This is a genomic window from Verrucomicrobiota bacterium JB022 (genome assembly GCA_030673845.1).
Classification (GTDB): Bacteria; Verrucomicrobiota; Verrucomicrobiia; order Opitutales; family Oceanipulchritudinaceae; genus WOUP01.
In genome coordinates, this window is sequence record JAUTCQ010000017.1 from 451,367 (window position 1) to 471,998 (window position 20,632).

The 20,632-nt window shown below is 64.3% G+C and carries 20 protein-coding genes; 4 read left to right on the plus strand and 16 right to left on the minus strand.

Annotated elements, in window-relative coordinates; translation table 11 throughout:
• The first annotated feature begins 392 nt into the window (after nucleotides 1-392).
• The gene (gene ilvB, locus Q7P63_14710; protein MDP0501342.1) at nucleotides 393-2,102 is read left to right on the plus strand and encodes an acetolactate synthase large subunit; all 1,710 of its coding nucleotides are present in this window, start codon (nucleotides 393-395) and stop codon (nucleotides 2,100-2,102) included.
• 124 nt (nucleotides 2,103-2,226) lie between these two features.
• Nucleotides 2,227-3,105, plus strand: a complete 879-nt coding sequence (locus Q7P63_14715) for a YwqG family protein (protein ID MDP0501343.1) — start codon at nucleotides 2,227-2,229, stop codon at nucleotides 3,103-3,105.
• Nucleotides 3,106-3,130: 25 nt separating this feature from the next.
• Here Q7P63_14715 and Q7P63_14720 read toward each other — a convergent pair whose 3' ends face one another.
• The 5 genes from Q7P63_14720 to Q7P63_14740 form a co-directional block, all read right to left on the minus strand.
• Nucleotides 3,131-4,255 (minus strand): aminotransferase class I/II-fold pyridoxal phosphate-dependent enzyme, encoded by a 1,125-nt coding sequence (locus tag Q7P63_14720; protein MDP0501344.1) that lies wholly within the window; start codon nucleotides 4,253-4,255, stop codon nucleotides 3,131-3,133.
• Between the two features lie 116 nt (nucleotides 4,256-4,371).
• On the minus strand, nucleotides 4,372-5,244 hold the full coding sequence (locus Q7P63_14725; GenBank protein ID MDP0501345.1) for a hypothetical protein: 873 nt from the start codon (nucleotides 5,242-5,244) through the stop codon (nucleotides 4,372-4,374).
• Between the two features lie 53 nt (nucleotides 5,245-5,297).
• A complete protein-coding gene (locus Q7P63_14730) occupies nucleotides 5,298-7,088 on the minus strand; it encodes a right-handed parallel beta-helix repeat-containing protein (GenBank protein MDP0501346.1) in 1,791 nt (596 codons plus the stop codon).
• Nucleotides 7,089-7,140: 52 nt separating this feature from the next.
• Nucleotides 7,141-8,421, minus strand: a complete 1,281-nt coding sequence (locus Q7P63_14735) for a beta-ketoacyl-[acyl-carrier-protein] synthase family protein (GenBank protein MDP0501347.1) — start codon at nucleotides 8,419-8,421, stop codon at nucleotides 7,141-7,143.
• Complete coding sequence (locus Q7P63_14740) at nucleotides 8,418-8,777, minus strand: acyl carrier protein (protein ID MDP0501348.1); 360 nt, start codon at nucleotides 8,775-8,777, stop codon at nucleotides 8,418-8,420. Before Q7P63_14740 ends, Q7P63_14735 begins: the two co-directional genes overlap by 4 nt.
• A gap of 157 nt (nucleotides 8,778-8,934) precedes the next feature.
• Here Q7P63_14740 and Q7P63_14745 point away from each other — a divergent pair, with 157 nt between their 5' ends.
• Nucleotides 8,935-9,390 carry a hypothetical protein gene (locus tag Q7P63_14745; protein MDP0501349.1) on the plus strand — a complete coding sequence of 152 codons (456 nt, stop codon included), beginning with the start codon at nucleotides 8,935-8,937 and terminating at the stop codon, nucleotides 9,388-9,390.
• Nucleotides 9,390-10,382: a hypothetical protein gene (locus Q7P63_14750; GenBank protein MDP0501350.1), complete on the plus strand. Its 993-nt coding sequence runs from the start codon at nucleotides 9,390-9,392 to the stop codon at nucleotides 10,380-10,382. Before Q7P63_14745 ends, Q7P63_14750 begins: the two co-directional genes overlap by 1 nt.
• Before the next feature lie 58 nt (nucleotides 10,383-10,440).
• Here Q7P63_14750 and Q7P63_14755 read toward each other — a convergent pair whose 3' ends face one another.
• From Q7P63_14755 to Q7P63_14805, 11 genes are all read right to left on the minus strand, one after another.
• Entirely contained in the window at nucleotides 10,441-10,947 is a 507-nt protein-coding gene (locus Q7P63_14755; protein ID MDP0501351.1) for a hypothetical protein, read from the minus strand.
• Between the two features lie 29 nt (nucleotides 10,948-10,976).
• A complete protein-coding gene (locus Q7P63_14760; GenBank protein MDP0501352.1) occupies nucleotides 10,977-11,270 on the minus strand; it encodes a hypothetical protein in 294 nt (97 codons plus the stop codon).
• A gap of 543 nt (nucleotides 11,271-11,813) precedes the next feature.
• Nucleotides 11,814-13,181, minus strand: coding sequence for a class I adenylate-forming enzyme family protein (locus Q7P63_14765; GenBank protein ID MDP0501353.1), 1,368 nt, complete (start codon nucleotides 13,179-13,181; stop codon nucleotides 11,814-11,816).
• Complete coding sequence (locus Q7P63_14770; protein ID MDP0501354.1) at nucleotides 13,168-15,453, minus strand: hypothetical protein; 2,286 nt, start codon at nucleotides 15,451-15,453, stop codon at nucleotides 13,168-13,170. The genes Q7P63_14765 and Q7P63_14770 overlap by 14 nt, the downstream gene beginning before the upstream one ends.
• Entirely contained in the window at nucleotides 15,446-16,072 is a 627-nt protein-coding gene (locus Q7P63_14775) for a hypothetical protein (protein ID MDP0501355.1), read from the minus strand. Before Q7P63_14775 ends, Q7P63_14770 begins: the two co-directional genes overlap by 8 nt.
• Nucleotides 16,015-16,809 (minus strand): glycosyltransferase family 2 protein, encoded by a 795-nt coding sequence (locus tag Q7P63_14780; GenBank protein MDP0501356.1) that lies wholly within the window; start codon nucleotides 16,807-16,809, stop codon nucleotides 16,015-16,017. The genes Q7P63_14775 and Q7P63_14780 overlap by 58 nt, the downstream gene beginning before the upstream one ends.
• Nucleotides 16,757-17,596: a lysophospholipid acyltransferase family protein gene (locus tag Q7P63_14785; GenBank protein ID MDP0501357.1), complete on the minus strand. Its 840-nt coding sequence runs from the start codon at nucleotides 17,594-17,596 to the stop codon at nucleotides 16,757-16,759. Before Q7P63_14785 ends, Q7P63_14780 begins: the two co-directional genes overlap by 53 nt.
• A complete protein-coding gene (locus tag Q7P63_14790) occupies nucleotides 17,593-18,519 on the minus strand; it encodes a hypothetical protein (protein ID MDP0501358.1) in 927 nt (308 codons plus the stop codon). The genes Q7P63_14785 and Q7P63_14790 overlap by 4 nt, the downstream gene beginning before the upstream one ends.
• A complete protein-coding gene (locus Q7P63_14795; protein ID MDP0501359.1) occupies nucleotides 18,504-19,172 on the minus strand; it encodes a hypothetical protein in 669 nt (222 codons plus the stop codon). Before Q7P63_14795 ends, Q7P63_14790 begins: the two co-directional genes overlap by 16 nt.
• Nucleotides 19,162-20,274, minus strand: a complete 1,113-nt coding sequence (locus tag Q7P63_14800; protein MDP0501360.1) for a hypothetical protein — start codon at nucleotides 20,272-20,274, stop codon at nucleotides 19,162-19,164. Before Q7P63_14800 ends, Q7P63_14795 begins: the two co-directional genes overlap by 11 nt.
• Before the next feature lie 6 nt (nucleotides 20,275-20,280).
• The gene (locus Q7P63_14805; protein ID MDP0501361.1) at nucleotides 20,281-20,544 is read right to left on the minus strand and encodes a phosphopantetheine-binding protein; all 264 of its coding nucleotides are present in this window, start codon (nucleotides 20,542-20,544) and stop codon (nucleotides 20,281-20,283) included.
• Between the last annotated feature and the right edge of the window lie 88 nt (nucleotides 20,545-20,632).

The window sequence follows — 20,632 nt, forward strand, 5'->3', positions numbered from 1 at the left end:
GGCTTGCGGATGATGCAGCAGGCGACTTCCGGTGGGGAAGCCCTGAAACAAGCACCCTTTGGGTGCCAACAGAGACGCGAAACGCATTTTCCGCGCTTGACACTTCCGGCCGAAGCCGCCACTGCTGAGCCTCGAACATGATTTCCTTCGCCCATCGCGCTGTAGTAGCGCTCGTAACCGTAGTCCTGGTACTTGTAGTAGGTATCAGCCCGGTCGAGCGTGCGCGGTAAAAGAGGAAGCCAAAGAAAATTTCCTGAAAGCCCCCGCCGGATCGACCCAGCGGGGGTTTTTGTTGGCGGCCGAAAGTGCCTGAACGAGATCCCCGCGAGCCGGAAGCCCCGGAGCCCAAAAAACGAATTTCTCGCCCAACATCTCAAACGACACTTTCCACCATGAAACTGAATGGAGCCGACCTCATTATTCGCCTGCTCGAGCGGCAGGGCACACGCCTGATCGCCGGGATCCCCGGTGGCGCCAACCTGCCGATGTATGACGCCCTCGCGCGTCGCCCCGTCATCCGCCACATCCTCGCCCGCCACGAGCAGGGTGGGGGCTTCATCGCGCAGGGCCTCGCCCGTGTTTCCGGTCAGCCCGCCGTGTGCTTTGGCACCAGCGGCCCCGGCGCGACCAACCTCCTCACCGCGATTGCGGATGCCAAGCTCGACTCCATCCCGGTGGTCTGCATTACCGGTCAAGTGCCGCAGACGCTGATCGGTACCGACGCGTTTCAGGAGGTCGACGTTTTTGGCCTGAGCCTGCCCATCACCAAGCACAATTACCTGGTGAAGGACGTGAAGGAGCTGCTGACGATCATCCCCGAAGCTTTCCGCCTCGCGCAGAGCGGCCGCCCCGGCCCCGTGTGGATCGACGTGCCCAAGGATGTCCAGCTGGCGCAGATCGAGATCGACGAATGGCCGGAGCCGGGCACTGCCGACGCCCCGCACGAGCCGGAGGCCGAAGCGATTGCCCAGGCGGTCGACATGATCGTCAAGGCGCAGCGCCCGGTGCTCTACCTCGGCGGCGGCATCATCCATGCCGAGGCCAGCGCCATCGCCCTCAAGCTGGCCGAGCGTGCGCAGTTGCCGACCGTTTCGACTTTGATGGCCCTCGGTGCGATGCCGCGCGGGCACGATCTCGACCTCGGGATGCTGGGCATGCACGCCGCGCCCTTCACCAACCTCGCGTTGGAAGAGAGCGACTTGCTGATCGCCTGCGGTGCCCGCTTCGACGACCGCGCCACGGGTAAGGTCGCGCAGTTCTGCCCGAACGCCAAGATCATCCATATCGACATCGACCCGAGCGAGCTGGGCAAGATCAAGCAGCCGACCCTCGCCATTCAAGCCGACGTCCGCCGCTCGCTGGAAGAGATTTACCAGCATGTGCCGACGCTCGAGCGCCCGACCTGGAAGGCCCATGTCGACGAGCTGCGCCGCGAGCACCCGCTCGACCTCCCCGGCTGGGAAGACCCGCGCACCCACTACGGCCTGCTCAATGCGGTCGCCACTGCCATTCCGGACGCGATCGTCACGACCGACGTGGGCCAGCACCAGATGTGGACGGCGCAAGTCTACCCCTTCCAGCGCCCGCGCCAGTGGCTGACCAGCGGCGGCCTGGGCACGATGGGCTTTGGCCTGCCTGCCGCCATCGGTGCCGCCCTGGCGGAGCCGGAGGCGACGGTCGTCTGCATCACGGGCGACGGCAGCTTCCTCATGAACAATCAGGAAATGGCCGTCGTGGCGGAAGAAAACCTGAACGTGAAGATCGTGCTGATGAACAACCAGACCCTCGGCCTGGTGCACCAGCAGCAGACGCTCTTCTACGGTCAGCGCCTGATGGCCTCCCGCTTCCAGTGCGCGCCCGACTTTGTGATGATGGCGGCTGCGTTTGGCATCAAGGGCTACGACCTGGCGGACGATCCCGACCCGGCGCAGACGCTGCAGCATGTGCTGAAGCGCCCGGGCCCGGCCCTGATCAACGCCCCGATCGACCGTATGCAGCACGTTTTCCCGATGGTGCCCCCTGGCGGCGCCAACTCGCAGATGATCCGCTCCGTGCCCATAGGGGAGCCGACGGCACACGCCGGGGCCGAAAACGCGGTGTAGTCTACGATCCACCTTCCGCTCCCGGTTACCGCCGGGAGCTTTTTGTGGTCGCAAGGGGTTTGCCTTATGCGGCTCGACCTAAATACTTAATGGATGGGGTGTGTCCTGCGCTTGCCAAGAGAGCTTGCGCCTGCATGCTCTGGTGGTCATGGGCTGGTTCGACCGCATCTTCGGGCAAGGCGACCGTCAAAAAAAGACGGAGGTTCTCCCTTTGGCGCGAGTCGAAGAGCTGGAGGGCTGGCTGCGTGAGCTGGCTGAGCCTACGTATTTCCTCGGCGCAGGGCCCCGCGATTCGCGGACCTACCTCGGCGGGATGCCGATGGGCGGCGAGTCGTTTGAATGGCCCCGTTCGGCCCGGGGGCCGCTGCCCTTCGTGCTTCAGGTAGACCTGACGCAGCTGCAGGCGCAGCATGGCCCGGTGGAAGCGCTGCCAGACAAGGGGCTGCTGCAGTTCTATTACGACCTCGGCAGCAGCGTGTGGGGTGGCCAACCGACCGACGGCGCAGCGCGGGCCTGGTTTGTGCAGCTTGTCGAAGCCGATCTGGTCTTGCCCATCGAAGAGCCGGACGACCTCAACCCGGAATATATTTACCCCCGCAAGCATCTCGCCGCGCGTGCCGGGGTCACCTATCCCGCTGCGCCGCCCGCCCTCCATGGCTCGCCGGAGAACGCCTTTCTGGCGATCCGGGAAGCGGCTTACGGCGGCGAACCTCAGCACCAGCTACTGGGCTGCCCGCTGGAAATTCAGGACGGGCAACAAGCGCTGCACTGCGTCAAGATGGCCTGGGGCCTCAGTCACGAAGACTGGCAGCGCCGAGGGGCCGAGCTTCAGCCGCAGCTCGCGGAAGAGCTCGACAAGTGGATCCTGCTCGCGCAGATCGACTCCGACGACGCCACCCAGATGATGTGGGGCGACGTGGGCAAGCTCTTCTTCTGGATCCGCAAGGACGATCTCGCCCGCCGCCGCTTCGAGCGCTGCTGGATGATCTTCGAGTGCTATTGAAGCAGGGCGCAACTCCCCACCGCCCCTACAACACGTAATCCAGCGCCTTGATGAGCTGTTCCATTTGGTCGGGCCGGCCCATGCTGATGCGGATGAAGTGCTGATCGTAGTAGAAGCGGGGGCTGATCTGGACGTTGAAGGCGCCGAGGATCGCGTCCGAGAGCTGCTTGGCGTCGCGGTCGACCGGGATGAAGACAAAGCTGGCGGACGATGAGGCGTAGCGCAGGCCTTTCTGGTCCAGATAGGCGCAGAGGGCGGCGCGGGCGCTGGTGTTTTGCTCGCGGATAAAGTCGATGTATTTGCGGTCCTGATACGCGGCCAGGGCGGCTTCGATCGAGAGATAACTGCAGCCGAGGCCGATCCCGGTCATGTAAAAGTCGCTGATCGTCTTCAGTCGCTCTGCCGGGCCCACGGCGTAGCCGACGCGCATCCCCGCCAGCCCGTAAGCCTTGGAAAAGGTCCGCAGCACGACCACGTCGAGCCCGTCGCGCACGCACGAAGTCATGCCCAGCTCGTCCGCGTTGCCTGCAAAGTCGAGATACGCCTCGTCGATCAGCACCATACAGCGTTTGGAGACCCGCTTACAGAAATCGCGCAGCCTGGCCGGATCGAGGGCCACGGCGGTCGGGTTCTCGGGATTGCAGATGTAGACGACCTTCGTCTGGGGCGTGATGGCGGCTTCGAGACCTGCGAGGTCGACGCCATAGTCCTTTGTCCACGGCACCTGGATGTGTTCCAGACCGAACTTGCGTGTCATCCCGGTCAGGATGGCAAAGGTAGGCTCCGAGCTGACGATATTGTCCCCTTTTTCCTGCCATAGGCTGTTGGCGAGGCCGCAGAGCAAATCGGCCGAGCCGGCGCCAAGGATCACCTGCTCGGGCGCGACACGCTCGCGGCGGGCAATCACTTCCTGCAGGCGCTTCTGCCCCTCCACGGGGTATTCGGCCGCGTAGGGCTGGGCGTCCATCATGGCCTGCTTGGCCTTGGGCGACGGGCCAAACTGGTTTTCGTTCCAGCCCAGATTGATAAAGCCGTGCGAGCTCTGGGGATAGTCCGGCTTCGACGGCGTCCCCTGCGCGAGCAGCGGACGAGAAACATACGCGGCGGCCCCCGCGACGGTGGCCATTTTGATCCAGTTACGACGATTCATGGAGGGGGACATCTACTGTTGAGTGAGCAGAACCCACCCCAGCAGCTTTTGCACCCCGCCCTGCAACTGGCCGACTTTGCGCAAATTGGGCCAGCGGCGGAGAAAATGGCAGCCGTCTATTCCACTAATGTGCGCACCATCTCTTTGATGACGCTTCTGGTGAGATCGACATGGGAAATGTCTGCCATCCGAGGGTGTCTGGAATGCGGGAAGCTCATCTCCAGGCAGATCAACGATTTCAGGTTCTGAGTCTCGATCCACTCCCAACTGCGCAAGGGCGGTGTCTTGACGAGCGTGACCTTTTCCAGCCCTCGGCAGGCGTGTAACGTCTGGTTCAGGTCACTGATAGATCGGGCTGTGTCGATTACGATTTCTTTCAGCGCGGCAATCTGGGCCAATGCAGCGATGCGCTTGAGCTTCTTGAGAGAGCCAAGTTCGATGGAGGAGAGGCGGGTGAGGTTCGCAATTTCAGCAATATCTGCTACGGGGCTGTCAAAAATGGCCAGTTGCTGCAGGCCGGGAGCAGACAACGCCAGCTGCTTGAGGTGCTTTGCGCGTGGCTGATAAAGCTGGGCGTTTTTGAGGTTTGGCAGCTCTCCCAAATCAAGGCCGTCGCTGAGGCCAACACTCATATCCTTTATCAAAGGGAGCGAAAGGGTACACCTGCCTGAAAAATCGCCCAGCATCAGCTGCTCAATGCCTTCGACATGGGCCAGGCTTTCCAGGCGAAAGCCCATGCGGTCCGCATATGCGATCCGAACGATCTTCGCCTTAAGGCCAGCGGAAAGGAAAGCGTTAATGTCTCCTTTCCAACCTTCGTTCACAGTTTGGAAATCTGGCCCATATGGGCTGAACGCGATTCCGTCGTAGGCCCCTGCAGCCAATTCCTCACGCACTTGCTCAACCGATTCGTTTCGCAAGCGCTTGAAGACATGCCCATCGAGAGTCTTCTGAAGATATGGATCCGGCAGCACCCTTCGGTCGATCATTCGGGCAGTATGATCTTTTGCCGGTTTGTTGAAAAGCCTGAACGCGCTATCTCTCACTCCACCGGGGCGAACGCACCCGGCACGCCGGCATGGTCCTGCGTCCATGGGAGCCATGCCGCGACCTGCTCGGGCAGCGGGTCGGCCACGTTGAGGCCCGGGAACTCCGCCAGCGGAGCGAGGCGGTGAAGGCGGGCACTTTGGAAGAGCGGGCCGAAGTAGTCGACATATGCGGCGCTGCCCTGGCCGAGGCTGCGGGCCTGCAGGCGGTCGAGTGTCGGCAGGTCGAGCGTGCATTCATCGCCCTCCGCCGGGCTCAGGCGCACGAGCGGCTGCGTGTGGCCCTGTTGCACATAGGCGTTGTGGGCAAGCGTCTGGAGCTGCGGGGCCGTCAGTTGACCACACAGCGAAGCTTCCTGCAGCACCTGCACGAGCGGGTTACCGAATGCTGCGGTGCCCACCATCAGATTGTTTTTCACAATGTGGCCGTCGCGCTCCGGCACGTCGGGCCCGGTGGCGGGGTGCCAGCCAAAGTGGTCGTTGAGGGCGCTGCGGGAGGTGCGTTCGATCTTGATCGAGCTGTCGAGCAGCGTGTTCTGGTAGATCTCCACATCGGCGCTGTTGAGCACGTAGATGCCGGTGCCGCAGTCGATAAAGACGTTGCCCGCACAGATCGCGCCCTGCGAAATCTCGAAGAAAAAGCCGTTGTCGGTGCCCTCGACCCAATTGTTGTAAAACTGGCCTTCGCGGTTGCCCACGTCGTACCACACGCCGCTGCTGTGCGGGTTGTCGATGATGAGATTGTCGCGGACGATCACGCGGTGCGTCTGGTTGAAGATCTTGATCGCAGTCGGGAATACGCCCAGGAACTCCTCGACGTTGGTCCTGGTGACGATGTTGCCCTCCAGCAGCGCATCGGCCGAGCTGATGATGTAGAGGCCCTCGAAGCCCGTGTCGGTGATCAGGCAGTTGCGGATCACGAGGTCGTCGCCGCGAAAATACCCCGCCACGCGCGAGCAGTGGCTGATGGTGACGTTTTCGAGGACGGTGCCGACGACGTCCTTGCCCATCTCGGCCTCCGGCGTCACGCCCTCGCCTTCGCTGCCCTCGATCTCCAACGCGCGGTAGGCGTATTGGGTGAAGGTGAGGCCGTGGATCTTTGGCCCGATCTTGTCCGACCGCTTGCCGTGGGCCTCGCCCATGGTGCGGACGAGCGCGCTGTCGTGGGCGGTGATCTCGATGGTGTGCTGGGCCGGGTCGACGCCGATGTAGACGTGGCCGGTCTCGTAGTCGATGCTGTAGGTGCCCGTTTCGACTTCGCCTTCCCAGCCCACGACCTTCAGCGGCTGGCCGTCGACGAAGACCATGTCGTAATTGAAGAGGTAGGGCGGGATGGTTTGCCCGTGGCGGTGTCGACGCCACCAGTCGGGGGCCTTTTCGGGGAAGAGGCGATCCCACGAGGTGCGCCAGAGGCCGTTGTCCTGCTTCGTCCATTCGGTGGCGATCTGTGTGCCCTTCAGAATCGGGCGTTCGTTTTGGTAAGGCTGGAGCGTGATGCCCTGGTTGAGCACGAGCCCACCGGTGCGGTAAGTGCCGCCGCGCAAGACGATAGCGTCACCTGTTTTCACTCGTGCGATGACGGCCTCCAGCGTGGACGGCTTTTCCAGCGAGCGGCCATCGGCTTTCGCCTGCCCGTCGGGCGCGACGTAGTAGATGGTGCCTTTGACCTGAGGCAGTTCGTAGTTTTGGGCGGTGGGGCCGTAATGGCCCATCGAGGGTTGGGCATGGAGCGGTAACGCTACTGCGAAGGCAAAAGTCAGAAGGGGTAGGGCACGAAGGAGACGCATCCTACCGAGATGCCGCAAAGCAGCGCAGTTCGCAATTTACCACCCGTTCACACTATAGAACGGGAGCGCCGAGCACGATGCTGACGTTGCTGCCGCCAAAGCCGCAGTTGTTTTTCAGGATCACGCGGCTTTCGGCCTCTTCCGGTTCGCGGGGCAGGTTCAGCGCTGCGCAATCGGGGTCGACCTCGTTGAGGTGGGCGTTGCCCGGGCGCAGGCGGTGCCGCATCGTCAACGCGCACATCCCCACCTCAAACGCGCCCGCCATGGAGAGCCCGTGCCCCGTCAGGCCCTTGGTGCTGACGACAGGCGGGCAGGGTGGGCCATCCGCCAGCAGGCGCTCGATGGCCTTAGCCTCGGCGATGTCGCCCGTGGGGGTGGAGGTGGCGTGGGCATGGATCCAGGAGACGTCGGCCAAGCTCGTCTTCGCGTCGTCGAGGGCCAGTTGCATGGCGCGGGCGAGGTGCAGCCCGTCCGGGGCCGGGGCAGCCAGGCTGTAGCCGTCCGCCGTTTGGCCCCAGCCCAGCAGCTCGGCATAAGGTTTGGCCCCACGGGCTTGGGCCTCGTCTGCCGCTTCGATGATTACAACCGCTGCGCCGCCGGTGCCGACAAAGCCGTCGCGCGACTTGTCCCATGGGCGGGAGGCCGTCGAATCGAGCTTTTGCGAGAGTGCGCGCATGGCGGCAAAGGGTAGGATCGAGTCCGCCGTGCAGTCTTCCGCGCCGACTACCACGACGCGTTTGGAGCGCCCCATGCGGATGGCGTCGATCGCATAACCGATGGCGTGGGTCGACGAGGTGCAGGCAGAGACGAAGCCGAGGTTGGACCCCCGGAACCCGAAGTAGGCCCCGAGGTTGAAATTGAGCGTGCCGGAAACGGAGCTGACGACGCCGAGCGGGTTGCCTCGGCGGCCTTTGGTCTGGTACATCAGGTTCAGGTTCTGATGCATCAGGAAGGGAGAGCCGGCGGAGGCGGCAAAGAGCGCCGTCTGGTCATCCGCCAGGTCTTCCGGCTGCAGGCCGGCATCCGCGAGGGCTTCGTTGAGCGCGCAGACGGCATAGACCCCGTGGGGCGGCAGGCTGCGCAGGAACTCGCGCCGCACGGCAAAACGCTCCGGCACCTTCCAGAGCGTCCAGGTATCGCTGTAGAGGTCGAACTCCTTGACCGTGCCCACGACCTTGACCGGTGCGGTGTCTTCGGGCAGGAACTGGAAGCGCTCGACCCCGCTACGTTGCGTGCGCAAGGCCTCCAGCACCGTGGGTGCGTCGTTGCCAATACTACTGATGAACCCGAGCCCCGTGATGACGGGACGGTGCGGCCACTGAAAGGATGTCACTGCGAGGAGGCTGCTTTGATTTTCTGCCGGATAAAGCGCCGGAGGTCGGCTACCGTCTCAAGGCCCACGAGTTCTTCGTTCTGGATGGTGAGGTCGAAAAGGTCTTCCAGCATGAAGACGAGCTCGGCAATGGTGATCGAGTCCACGCCCAGATCTTCGCGCAGCCGGGTGGAGTCGGGCAGCTCCATCGGGCCTTGGGCGGGCTGCTCTGGCAGCAGAAACACGAGCAGGCGCAGCACCAGCTCGTCGAGGTGGCTGGGGTCGTGCGAGGCCTGGTAGGCGCGGTAAGCCGCCAACGTCTCGGGGGGATGTCCGCGCAGGCGGTCGGCAGCTTTATCGGCGGGCGAAGAACTCATGGCGCAAGTCTGTCTTAGTTGTCCCCTCGTTATTCTGTGTCAACGGTTTTCCGGGAACTCGAGACACCATAGCGGTTCCTGCCGCCGGGGCCAGCCTTCTTTCCACTTCGGGTTTTCCACTTGCCTAATCCTGCTTACCGCTTAGCTCAGAAAGGCGATGAACCTTCGCGTCACGTCTCTTCCTCTCGTCCTGTTGATCGCTGCGCTTTCTCTCGCCGGCTGCAGCACGGCATCGTCGTCCGAATCTGCCAGTGCGTCCCCTGCAACGGTCGCCGATAGTTTTAGCGCCGAGCCAACGCTTGTCTCCACGGTCTCCATCCCGAGCGGCGTCCAGTCGGATGAGGTCAAGAAGGTGGTGATCGAGTCGCTGGTGAAGCGCGGATGGGCCATTTTGGAGCAGTCCAACAACTCGGTGAAGGCCCACCTCAACCACCGGCGCTACGATTCTACGCTCACGATCTCCTGGAATGGCAGCGCGATCGAGATCCTGTCCGATTCTTACCGCGTGAACAAGTCGGGCGAAAAGCTGGGCCGTCAACAGCCCACCGGCTGGATCGAAAACCTCGAGAAGGACTTTAGCGTCCGCCTCCAGAGCGCCGTGTATCTGGATTAATGGCGCCGCCCGCCTCCAATTTCGGATTTTCGGCAGACCCCGGCTCCACGGGGTCTGTCTGCTTTTTCCCGGGCACCACGCCCGAAACCGCCGGGTTGACCTTCCGTTGGGGGCAGGAGCGCGCTGCCGTCCACGCCCAAGGCCAGAGCCTGATGATCGACCTGCCTTCGACGCACCTCGCAGGGGAGGCGGTCGAAGCCTGGGGCTTGCCGCCCGAGCGGCAACTGCACCGCGTGGCCGGCTATACCCTGTTGCAAGGCGAGGGCTGGACGCTGGGGGCGGCCACGCTGCCGGTGACCGCTGCCGATCTGGAGGCGCGCACGCAGCAAGCCTACGCGGCCATCTTTGGCCTGCTGCAAGGGCAGAGCCTTTATCGTTGCTGGAACTGGGTGCCGCGCATCAACGAAGTCCCTGCCGGGAGTATCGAGTGCTACCGGCTCTTTTCCCGGGGGCGCTCGGAGGCGTTTCTGGCGGCCTTTGCGGAAGAAGCCGAAGCGCGCATGCCCGCCGCGTCCGCCGTCGGCGTGCCGGGCGATCAACTGGTCGTCGTCTTCCTCGCGGGGCAATGGCCTTGCCGCTACTGGGAGAACCCGGAGCAGACGCCCGCCTTCCACTACCCCGAGCAATACGGCCCCCGCGCGCCCAGTTTTTCTCGCGCCACTTCGGTCCAAACGCCCTTTGGTCGCCGCCTCTTTATCTCCGGCACGGCCAGCATCCGGGGCAGCGAATCCCTTTTCCTCGACGATCTCGAGCGTCAGGCCTGGATCACGGCGCAAAATCTGGAGCTGGTCGCCCATACGGCCGGCTTTGGGCGCGAAATCGTCGACCCCGACGGCCTGCGTGCGTTCCGCTGCTATCTGCGCTCGCCCGAAGGCACCGCCGCCTGGGGCCGCCGCTGGCCGCAAATCTGGCCCGTGCGCAGCGTCACTCAGGCCGAAGTCTGCCGCGCCGAACTCCTGATCGAGATCGAAGGCGTGCTGGCGGGGGTTTAGGTGGTGGGGAATGGCGGCTACATTTCAATAATTTGACGATCGCCGGCAAAGAGGTGGCCTATTGGGCACTGGGCTGATCCGGGGAATGTGGAAGGGTTGGGCCGACGCTGAAGATAAATTCCTCCTGCACATTGTCTGCGGATACGAGGAGCGTCCATGTAACCTGGGTCGAGGGTCTGGCTACCTCTACGGTGTTATTGTCCACCCCTGTCAGGAGAATATGGTCATGGTGGTCGCGCAGTTGAAAAGTCAGGCTCATCGGCCCCTCGATCAGGGGGCCGTGCTCCGTATGAGGTGCGGGAAACGTCGTGATCTGTTCGCCCTGCTTCACTGTAATCGATACTTTTACTTTGTGAGGGTCGCTGACAGGCTGAAACGTAACGTCGAAATTCGTATACCACATCAGTTTTCCTGAGACTGAGTGTCCTTGCAGGTCTTCGGTGGTGGTGGATCGTGTTCCCATGATCGCATAAGCGGACAGATTAAGTGTCGCCATGAAGAGGATGGCGTAGCTTAGGGAGTCACGCAGGATGCAGACCAAAGGCTGGCGGGGTCGGCCGAACATGGCAGGCTAAGGATGGATCGTTAATGCGTTCAGCGGAAGAAATCGGCAGGCGGTACGGGCGGAAGGTCGCCTACATACACGTGCAATTGCTCTCGCGTATATTCCGCTGAACAAGCGCGCCAGCACGGCGTGAAAGCCAGTTGTTGAAGGGTAGGGGGACTCAGGGAGAGCTGCCAACCTGAGCCTGCATAGATGATTTCGGTGTCTCTCGAAAGCACCTCCAGATGGGCCCATGTCGCTACAAACTGCACCCCTGTGCCGTCGTAGAACCAGACAAGGCCAAAGCGCTCCAGTTGATGTGTCAGCGCCAACAAGAGCGTCATCGCGGACCTTTTCCCTTCAGGGGCCATTTTTGCTGGTGAAGCGTTCGCCTGGTGGCGCGTTTGCTCATTTGAATTACGTGTTTCATGTTATGTAATTGGCTTGTTAGCCAAATCATCACCTTGTGTTTATATCGGTTATAAACTGCGTGTAATTATGTCAAGTTTACATTTATAACAGTTATAAATATATGATAATCTGGTTTTTAACCGTTGTTAACCGCCCGGTATTTTTTGAGCGTGCGAGAGATGCCACGCAAAAACCTGCCCAAGGCAGTGTCTATGGACCCTGAGCTAGCCGCAGCGGCCTACAAAAGAGCCGCTGACCTGGATATGTCTTTTTCGGCCTATATGTGTGCATTGGTCCGCGAAGACCTGCTCAAGGGAGGCGATCTGACCATCACTACGAAGGCTGCTTCATCAAGCAAGCCCCAGCGAGCTGGCGAAATGCGATCGTCGCCGCCGAAAAAAAGTCGATAGGGTAGTGCTGATCTGTTGGCAGTAGCCCCTCATCATAGCGCGAAGGAGCAGGCCTTTACAGCACCTCTACGCCTCCAGCAGCTCCTCCAGTGCCTGCCGGTCGACCTTGCCTCGCGCGTTGACGGGGAACTGGGCGAGCTGGTGGAGCCGGCGGGGGCGTTGCCAACGGGGCAAGTGAGCTTCCAACCAGGGGCGCAAGTCTTCCGGGCTTGCGCCTCCTTCGTAGACGAGGATCAACTCCAGCTCGGCGCGGCGCCCTTCGCGCACGAGGCAGACGGCTTCCGTCACCCCCGGGTGGTCGCGCACGATGCGGGCCACGGCAACGGTGCTCACGCGACGTCCACCGATCTTGACCCAGTCGGCCTCACGGCCCAGCAGCCGCAAATGGCCCTCGTCATCCCATTGGCCGAGGTCGGGCAAGGTATAGGCGCGGGTGGTGTCGTCGACCTGCCGGGAGCCGGTGAAGCAGCCCACGGCGGGGCTGGTTACGCGCACGCGCCCTTGCCGGTTGAGCCCGACTTTTACGCCCGGCAGCGGCTGACCCAGGTGCGTGCCGGTGCGGGTACCTTCGCCCTCCGCATCGTAGGTGATGCCGCCCGTCTCGCTGGAGCCGTAAAAGGTGTGGGGCCAGAGCCCGCTGACGGCGTGAAAGGCGTCGGCATCGGCAGGGGCAAGGGGCGCACCGGCAGTGATGATCAGGCGCAGGCTGGCAAAATCGGCTCGTTCGCCCTCCGTCTGGCCCAGCGCGCGCAACATGGTGGGCACGGCCGGGAACACCGTGGGCTCGAAGCGGCGGAAGTCTTCGCGCATTGCCTGCGGGAAGATCTGGCTGGCGAGCACCAACGTCGCCCCATCGACGAGCAGGGGCAGCACGAGATTACCCAGCGCGTAGGAGTGGCCCAGCGGCAAGGCCGCGTAGTGGCGGTCCTGCGGTGTGAGGCCCATCGCAGCCTTGATGTGGCGGTAATCAGCCACCATTTGGGCGGAGGAAAAGGCGAGCGGCTTGGGCTGGCCGGTGCTGCCGCTGGTCAGCTTCATCAGCGCGTAAGGCTGGCGCAGGCGGGGGCTATCGTCCCGTGCCTCTACGCCCTCCTTGGTGATGACGGCGGCCACCTTCAAGTCGTCGGCCAGTTGGGTGATGCGTGCGGGAGGCGTTTCGGCATCCACCAGCACGGCACAGGCGCCCAGGGCCTGCAGGGCGAGGAAAGCGCTCAGCCAGTCGACGCTGCTGGGCAAGGCCAGCAAAACCCGGCGGTAGAGCAGGGTGCGGCTGGGCGGCAGCTGGCGGAGCCATTTCGAGCTAAGGCTCTCCAGCTCGCGCATCGTCACGGTCCGGCCGGTGGCGGCTTCGATCACCGCCACCTTGTCTGCCTCGTGGGCCAGGCGGATATTCCAGGCGTCGTGGAGCGTAGTGGGCGCGTCAATGTCCTTCATCGGTCGTCGGCAGCGTTTGAGGCTGAGGATGCAATAGAAGCACAACCAGCAGGCCGGCAAAAACCAAAAATGCAACCACGCTGCCCAAAGCCTGTGCCGCTGGGATACGGCTGAAGCTGAGCACCGCAAACGAATACCCCGTCGTCGCCGCGGACATCAGGATCGAGGGCGGCAGCGGCTGTTGACGCCGTTGAGCCGCAATGCTGAAGAGCCCGTAGTCGAGCAGGATGCCCACCCCGAGGAACACCGCGAGCAGGTGGAAGAGGTTGAGCGAGCCGCCTCCCCAGGCCAGCATGCCCAGGCCGAGCCCGATCGCCAGCGACAGCCGCAGGAGCAGATGGCCCGTGCGCCGGGGCCCCTGCAAGGCCAGCAGCACCACTGCGATCATGCCTAGCATGATGTAGCCGTAGCGGCCCAGGTGCGTGGTGTAGTGCGCCAGCAGCCCGTTGAGGTGCTCGATCTGGCTCACCGGCAGCAGTTCGGTGCCCTCTGGAGCATTTTCGGGCCAGGTGCCGTTGAGCGTCAGCCACACGCGGCCATCGCGGCTCTGGAAATGCGTCAAAAGTGAAAGCGGGCCCTGCATCTGCTCTTCCAGCGCGATCAGGCGGCGGTTGTAAGCCTCCAGGGGCAGCTCATCCAGCCGGTATGCTTCCCAAGCCGAGAAAAACGGCTCGAAGGCCTCCACCTCGTAGCCCGCCTCTTCCAGCTCTTGCCGCAGCGTCTCGGCAAAAGTCGCGCCCCAGCCGCCGGCGGCCAAGGCTTGCGCCTCGCGTGCGTCCTGTGCGGTGGGCAGGCTGAGGAACCAGTGGTCGGTCGTGGCGGGCTCGGCGCCTTCGGCGGCCATCGCGTGTACGGCCTCGATCAGCGCATTCGGGGAGCTGCCGATCAGGAGTTGCTGCGAGCCCATGCCCGGCCCGGCGGCTTCGAGGATCTCGGTTTGTTCCGCCTCCAGTTGGGGCAGCGGATACTGGAGGTCTCGCAAGTCGTGGGCCCAATGCAGGTTGCGCATCGCAGGGACCAGCAGCAGCACGAGCAGCACCAGCACGGCCCAGCGCCAGGCCCCGCCCATAATATGCAGGGTAGGCAGGCGAGTCTGCCGGATCGGGCGCGCCACCAGGCGATACAGCGCCACCAGGGCCACCGCCGAGATGAGCCCCCCGAGCATGAACCAACCAAGCTGGCGCAGCATCGGCAGCTCCGACCAGAGGAGCAGGGCGAACGCAGCCAAAGTGCTGGCCGCGCCCATCAGCAGTGGACGCCAAAGCAGCTCACGCTCTTGCTCGGGCCCATAATGGTAGAGCCGCACATGCAGGGTGTAGTCGATCGCCAACCCCGCCAGGATCGAGCCGGTGACGAGCGTCAGCGCGTGGACCTGGCCCATCAGGAGGATGGTGAAGGCGAGGGCGCTGGCCAGCGTGAGGCCGAGCAGCAGGCTCACCTCCAGCACCAGTTGCAGCCGGCGGGTAAAAACCCAGGCGATCAGCACTACGCCTCCGAGGCTCGCGAGGTTGAGCCAGTTGATCTCGCGGCGGATGCGGCGCTCGTTCTCGGCGGAAAACTTGGGGAAGCCCGTGTCGAGGACTCGCCAGTCGGCGGCGACTCCGGGCAACGTGGCGGCGGCCTCCTCCAGCGCGGCCTGTCGGGCCTGTTCGGCGGCGACGCCCAAGGGGTTGTCGCCCGCGTTTTCGAGCCAGATCAGCGTGGTGCCTTGGCGAGGGGCGGGCATGGCCGTCTGTAGACCCTCCTGCCACTGATACATCAGCAGCAGCGGGTCTTGGGGCACGATGCGCTCCAGCGCAAAGGAATCGGGGGAGGCCAGCATCGCGTCCAGCTCGCGCACGGCAGCCTCGGCGGCAGAGCGCGGGTCGTCGCCATGATCGGCCTGCCATTGCGGCCACAAAAAGGGCAGGCGCTGGGCAAACATCTCCGCCGCAAAGGGCCGCACGAAATTTCCGTCGCTCAAGAGGTAGGCCGCATCGAAAAGCTCCGAAGCGCGGAGCCGGTCCACGAAAGCCTGCGCCACCTCGGTGCGCACCGGGGCCTGGTCGATACGCTCCAGCAAGACGAGGGTCGTGCGCGCCTGCTGGTCGGTCGCCCAGTCGCGGGCCACGTTCAGCGCCGGGTCTGGCCCCCCCTCATCGCCGGGCAAGAGGTCGAGCAGGCGGGTCGAAATGGTTTCCTGCCAGTCGCGCGTGCCGAGAAACACCCCCACCAGCGCGCACCAGGCAAGGAGGGCGAACAGGGCGGGGAGACGGGCGGGCGGCTTACTCACAGGGCGTAAAGGTGATCACGACACGTTCCCGGTTGGAGCGCTCCAGCTCCAGCCGCGTCAATTCCCGCGCATTGCCGGCAAGCTTCACCGTGCGATAGCCAAGGGCCTCGCTCTCGGCCTCGGAGCGCGGGGAGAGGGCCAGTTGCCAGTCGCCGTCGCCCAGTTGGCCGTCGGCGGTGTATTGCTCGGCCAAGGCGGCCCAGTCGAAGGCGAGCGCCTGCCGCATTACGGCGGCGAGGGCCTGCACCTCCGCCTGCTGGAACTCCCGTCGGTCGCCATCGGCATTGATCCGGGTGAGCCCTTCGGCGTGCAAGCGGTAGGTGACGTCGACCGGCTGGGTATAGTGCAGCGTCAGCCCCAGCTCGGGGGCAAAGTGTGCCTCGCCGGCGAAGTTCGACGGCAGCCGCTTGAAGGGGCGGTAGCGCGCCTCCTCGAAAGCTGCGCATTCGCCGCTCTGCTCGCGCAGGCCGGTCAGTAGCCGCTGCCAGTCTCCCGGCAAGTCGGCGAGGTCGAGCGAAGCCGCCGGCAGCGGCAAGGCGCCGCCGAGGCATACCGCGCAAGTCAACGCGAAGGTGCGGCCGAACCGCGCCAGCGCAGCCGATGAGGAAGATAGAACCACAGTCGAAAAAGTAGCCATTCCGGGATCAGCCGGAAGTGTAAAATCGTCAGCCGCACATTATCACGCAGGTAGTGAAAATGCGAGACGCCGCCTTCTTCTTCCGTGAAGTAGCGGACGGGCACCCGTTGTTGGCGGGGGCGGCAGCCCATCCACGCAAGGCGTACGGCCAGCTCCGGGTCGAAATCGTAGCCTTTTCCGCCCGTGGCCTGCTCGAAGCCCTTGAGCAAAGGCTTGGCGGGGTAGACGCGCATGCCGAAGAGGGTGTCGCCCAGCCCGGCGAAAAGCGTTTCCAGGCTCGTCCAGAAGATCGTCAACTGGCGGCCCAGCAGGCGGGCCAGCGGCACATCCTTGCCAAAGACAGGCTTGCCCATGATCAAGTCGGCAGGGTGGGCCTGCGAAAGCTGCATCATTTCGGGGATCAGAATGGCAGGGTGCTGGCCGTCGGCATCCATCGTCAGCACGTGAGTAAAGCCGGCCTCCACGGCCCGCCGCGTCCCTTCACGCACGGCTGCGCCCTTGCCACCGTTGATGGGGCGCACGATCACGTGCAGGCGCTCGCCGTATCGCTCCTGCAACGGCTGGAGCAGCTCCGGGCTGCCGTCGGTGCTGCCGTCGATCACGACCCACACGGGGTTCCAATGCTGCAGCGCCGCCTCCACCGTCTGGGGCAAGCGCCGCCCGGTGTTATAGCTGGGGATGAGGACCAGATGCGTGCGCGAAGGCTTCACCGGCGGGATTACGGGCGGTAAGCTCAGGGCTCGCAAGGTCTTTCTGCAGTTGGGCGCGCAGATATACCTCAATGCGGCGCGTGAAATTGCGGATCGTTTCGCCCTCCTGCGGGTAGAAACACTCGCCCACCTGCAGCTCGATCCGGGCGGGCAGCTCCGGCAGTTGGGGGAAGCGACAGCGCTTGCTCAGCACGTTGGAGTCGCTGTGCACGAGGACCGTCTGCACGGGAGTGGCCGCGCGTTGGGCGATAAAGGCAAAGCCGGGCTGCAACGGGTTCAGCGGTGCATTCTCGGTGCGGGTGCCTTCGGGGAAGACGAGCAGCCACGCGCCCTCCTGCAGCTGGGCGGCGGCATGGCGGATGGCATCGACTCCCCCCTCGTTGCTCAGGTATCCGGCCAGCTCGGCGGCGGCGGGCCGGAGCAGGCTCTGGTTGAGTGCCGCCTTGTAGAGGCAGACGATGTGTGGGTAGCGGGCGAGGAAGAGCGTGGCGTCGAGGATGCTCGGGTGGTTGGCGGCGAGGATCAGCCCCCGCTCCGGTGAAAGGCGCTCAAAGCCCTGATACGTCACCTGCGCGATGCCGGTCAGCTCCAGCAGGCCCACATAGCTGCGCATCAAGAGGTGGATCCAGGTGCGCACGGTGGTCGGGCGGGGGCGCCACGGCAGCTGCCTCAACAGCCCGCACCAGAGGTTGAACAGGCTGGAGGTGAGCCCGAACAGCACGAGAAAAAGGTAGTAGCACGCTGCCCACCACGCTTGCAGCAGCTTCGGCGCTCTGGGTTGAGCGGCGGCACTCATGTGGCGATGGCGGGGAGTGGCGCGGTGGCCACGGCCTGCTCGTTGAGCGGCAGGAAGTTGAACCAGATGTAGGGGTGACCACGCAGGATAGACTCCAGCAGGCGCAACACGCTTTGAAAATGCTCGCGACCGGCTTCCAGGGCTGCGGCGCGGCTCGCCTGCGGTTCCAGCACGGCAGACGGCACCACCTGCACGCGGTCGGGCCCGAGGGGCACGGCGAAGGCGAAGGCTACCGGGCGCTGGTAGAGGTGAGCGAGGTAGTAGAGCGTAAACGGGAACCACCGGCGCGCGCCGAGGAAGTCGAACGCGGCACGCTTGGAGCCGAATTCGAGGCGATCTGCCTGCAGGGCCACGGTGTGCCCGGCCTCCATCGTCTGCTTCAGCTCCCACAAATATTGGCTCGGCTCGTTGACCCAGATAAAGCGGACGTCCTGGCCGAAGTGGCGCTCGATCAAGTCCGTATCCAGCGAGTTGCCCACCCGCAGGCGCAGCATATGGATCTGGCGGCCGAATTCGCTCAATGACGCGCCCATGAGGTCGCAATGGCCCACGTGCATCGTGCCGAAGAGGGCAGGGCGGTCGGTCCGGCACAGGCGCAGGAAACCTTCCTTTTCGGGCACATCGGCCACCGCGAAGTGCGGACGCAGGCCCCGGCCGAGGCGCAGCTTGGCCATCAGGCTGTCGACAAAGGCGCGGAAGTGGGCGTCGATCTCGTCGCGCGTGGCAGGGCGGCCCCATAATGCGGCGAGGTATTCGGCGGAGGCGTTGCGTTGGGCGGCCATGAAGCGCACCGCCGTCTGCGCCCCCAGATCGAGGCAGGCTTCCAGGGCCGGGCGCGGCAGCAGGCGCTCGGCTTGGGTGAGGAAGGCGTAGCCCCAGGACGGCCCGGGGTTGCGCCGGGTGTGGGCTACCGCGTGTGCCATTGCAGATGCAGGGTGCCTCCTTCGGGCAGGTTCCAGACGCCCGATTCCCGCGCGGCGAGCGCTTGGAACCAGGCCGGGTGAAGCAGCAGTTGCGTGTCGGTCGTTTCCGATTCGCGCTCCCAGCGGATCTCGCCCAGCGCGCCCTCCGGCTTGTCGCTCAAGGCAAGGGCGTAGGCAAAAGAGTGGTCGCTTGCCAGCTCCAGCTCGGTCAGCCAGGTCGCACGTTCCTCGCCTCCCAGCCAGAGCACGGGCACGCCGTCGGGCAAAAGCGCGTGGTCGAGCGCGGAGGCGATCAAGCCCTCCTGCCCGGCAAGGGGGATAAAGTCGCGCACGGCCTGCTGCCGCTGGATCAGCACCTGCTCGACGCCGCCCGGGTGGATCGACGACTGGAACATCATCGGGCTGGGCTGAGGAAAACTCTCCAGAAAGCGCTCGATGAAGCGGCTCTCGGTGTAAGTCGTCGTGTAGATCACGCGGGGGTGCTGGCCGATGTCGATTCCCTCCATCACGCGGTGCAGCAACATACCCAGCCCGCTCATGCGGCGCGCCTCCCGCTTGCCCACCTCCAGGCGCAACGCAGCCAGCCCGGCGTCTTCCTGGGCCGGGTCGAGGGCGCGGGTCGCAACCTGCGTGATGTAGCGGCTATACTGCATATTCGAGCAGATGGGCGGCGTGTGCGCCGCCGAACGCGTTGCTGAGCAACAAGGCCTGACGGTATCTATCGGCTGCAAAAGGCTCAAGCTGAACCCGTGGGCCCATCGTTTGCCCGTGGCTGCCCACCGTGCCGGGGATCTGCCCGGCCTCGATGGCGGCCAAGGCCACTGCCAGCTCGACCGCGCCGCAGCTCCCCAAGGTGTGCCCAAGGCTGCCCTTCCAGCCCACCAGCGGGGCTTGCGGCAGCGCGGTCGCCAAGGCGGATACTTCGAGCTGCGCGGCGTGGCGGGTTCCCGTGCCGTGGCCCTTTACCCAGACGCGTGCCGGGTCGATCTGCGGCAGCAGGGGCTCCAATACCTGGCGAAAGCCGTCGCCGTCTTCGCGGTTGGCGGTAAAGTGATGCATCTCGTTGTGTAGGCTGGCACCGCTCAGCTTCCAGCGGCTTTCCTCGCGCCGCAGCTCGATCGCCGCCACGCCGTCGCCTAGGCCGATGGAGCCCTCTTCGCGCTCTACGTAGGGTTGCGGCAGTTGGCCGTTGAGGATCTTCAGCGCATGGAAGCCGCCCGCCACAAATGCGCTCAGGTAGTCGAAGGAAAATACGAGCACGCTGTCGGCGAGGCCATGCTGGAGCCAGCGCATCCCTTGGGCGAGGCCGAGCTGGGCGGTCACGCAGGCGTGGGAGAGGATGCTGACGCGGGGGCCCCAGCCGAGGGCCTTGCGCAGGCTGCGGGCAATGCGGTGGGGCAATACGTCCTGCCACTGGCCGGTTTCGGCCGTCTCCCGCACCTTGCTCAGCCCGTAAAGCTGGTCGACGCTGTAGTTGCTGCTGGTCAGGATCACGGGGCGGCGCGGCGTGCCCCAGCCTTGGCCGGCAAAAGGCTGGCCAAACACGAGCAGATCGCTCCACCAGCGCGGGGGCAGGGTGGCGTCGAGCGTCTTGCCCCGTAGGGCCAAAGGCACGAGATCCCCCCCGTCGCTGCCATGCACGGGCTCCAGCTGCAGGGCCACCTTGCCCGCGAGCAACTGCCGCACGGTAGCCGAGGCGTCGCCAAACGCGGTCAACGCGGCGTGCCGGTGGACGTATACGGGTGGGAGGGCCATGCGGCCTTAGGCTTGGGGCGAATGGGTGCGGATGTAGTCCGCGAGCACGTTGATCGAGCTGAGTGCCTTCATCGATTCCTCGCTGCTGCCGAGCTTGATGCCATAGGTCTTTTCGAGCTGCACGACCAGCTCCAGGGCGTCGATGGAGTCGAGATCGAGCCCGCCGCCGAACAGCTTTTCGTCGTCGGGGATATCGGCGGGTTGCACATCCTCGAGGTGGAGGGAGTTCACCACGAGTTCCTTCAGCTCCTGCTTCAATGGATCAGACATCTTCTACAGCGAATGAATTTCTACGGGCGGGGCAATCCTGTTGAGACGAGCAGGATTTTCCACGGAGTAAAGGGTTGATTACGCCCGC

Coding starts and splice junctions, on each gene's coding strand:
- ilvB (MDP0501342.1), top strand. CDS start 393: ATGAAACTGAATGGAGCCGACCTCATTATTCGCCTGCTCGAGCGGCAG.
- Q7P63_14720 (MDP0501344.1), bottom strand. CDS start 4,255: ATGAATCGTCGTAACTGGATCAAAATGGCCACCGTCGCGGGGGCCGCC.
- Q7P63_14725 (MDP0501345.1), bottom strand. CDS start 5,244: ATGATCGACCGAAGGGTGCTGCCGGATCCATATCTTCAGAAGACTCTC.
- Q7P63_14730 (MDP0501346.1), bottom strand. CDS start 7,088: ATGCGTCTCCTTCGTGCCCTACCCCTTCTGACTTTTGCCTTCGCAGTA.
- Q7P63_14740 (MDP0501348.1), bottom strand. CDS start 8,777: ATGAGTTCTTCGCCCGCCGATAAAGCTGCCGACCGCCTGCGCGGACAT.
- Q7P63_14745 (MDP0501349.1), top strand. CDS start 8,935: ATGAACCTTCGCGTCACGTCTCTTCCTCTCGTCCTGTTGATCGCTGCG.
- Q7P63_14750 (MDP0501350.1), top strand. CDS start 9,390: ATGGCGCCGCCCGCCTCCAATTTCGGATTTTCGGCAGACCCCGGCTCC.
- Q7P63_14755 (MDP0501351.1), bottom strand. CDS start 10,947: ATGTTCGGCCGACCCCGCCAGCCTTTGGTCTGCATCCTGCGTGACTCC.
- Q7P63_14760 (MDP0501352.1), bottom strand. CDS start 11,270: ATGACGCTCTTGTTGGCGCTGACACATCAACTGGAGCGCTTTGGCCTT.
- Q7P63_14765 (MDP0501353.1), bottom strand. CDS start 13,181: ATGAAGGACATTGACGCGCCCACTACGCTCCACGACGCCTGGAATATC.
- Q7P63_14785 (MDP0501357.1), bottom strand. CDS start 17,596: ATGAGTGCCGCCGCTCAACCCAGAGCGCCGAAGCTGCTGCAAGCGTGG.
- Q7P63_14790 (MDP0501358.1), bottom strand. CDS start 18,519: ATGGCACACGCGGTAGCCCACACCCGGCGCAACCCCGGGCCGTCCTGG.
- Q7P63_14795 (MDP0501359.1), bottom strand. CDS start 19,172: ATGCAGTATAGCCGCTACATCACGCAGGTTGCGACCCGCGCCCTCGAC.
- Q7P63_14800 (MDP0501360.1), bottom strand. CDS start 20,274: ATGGCCCTCCCACCCGTATACGTCCACCGGCACGCCGCGTTGACCGCG.
- Q7P63_14805 (MDP0501361.1), bottom strand. CDS start 20,544: ATGTCTGATCCATTGAAGCAGGAGCTGAAGGAACTCGTGGTGAACTCC.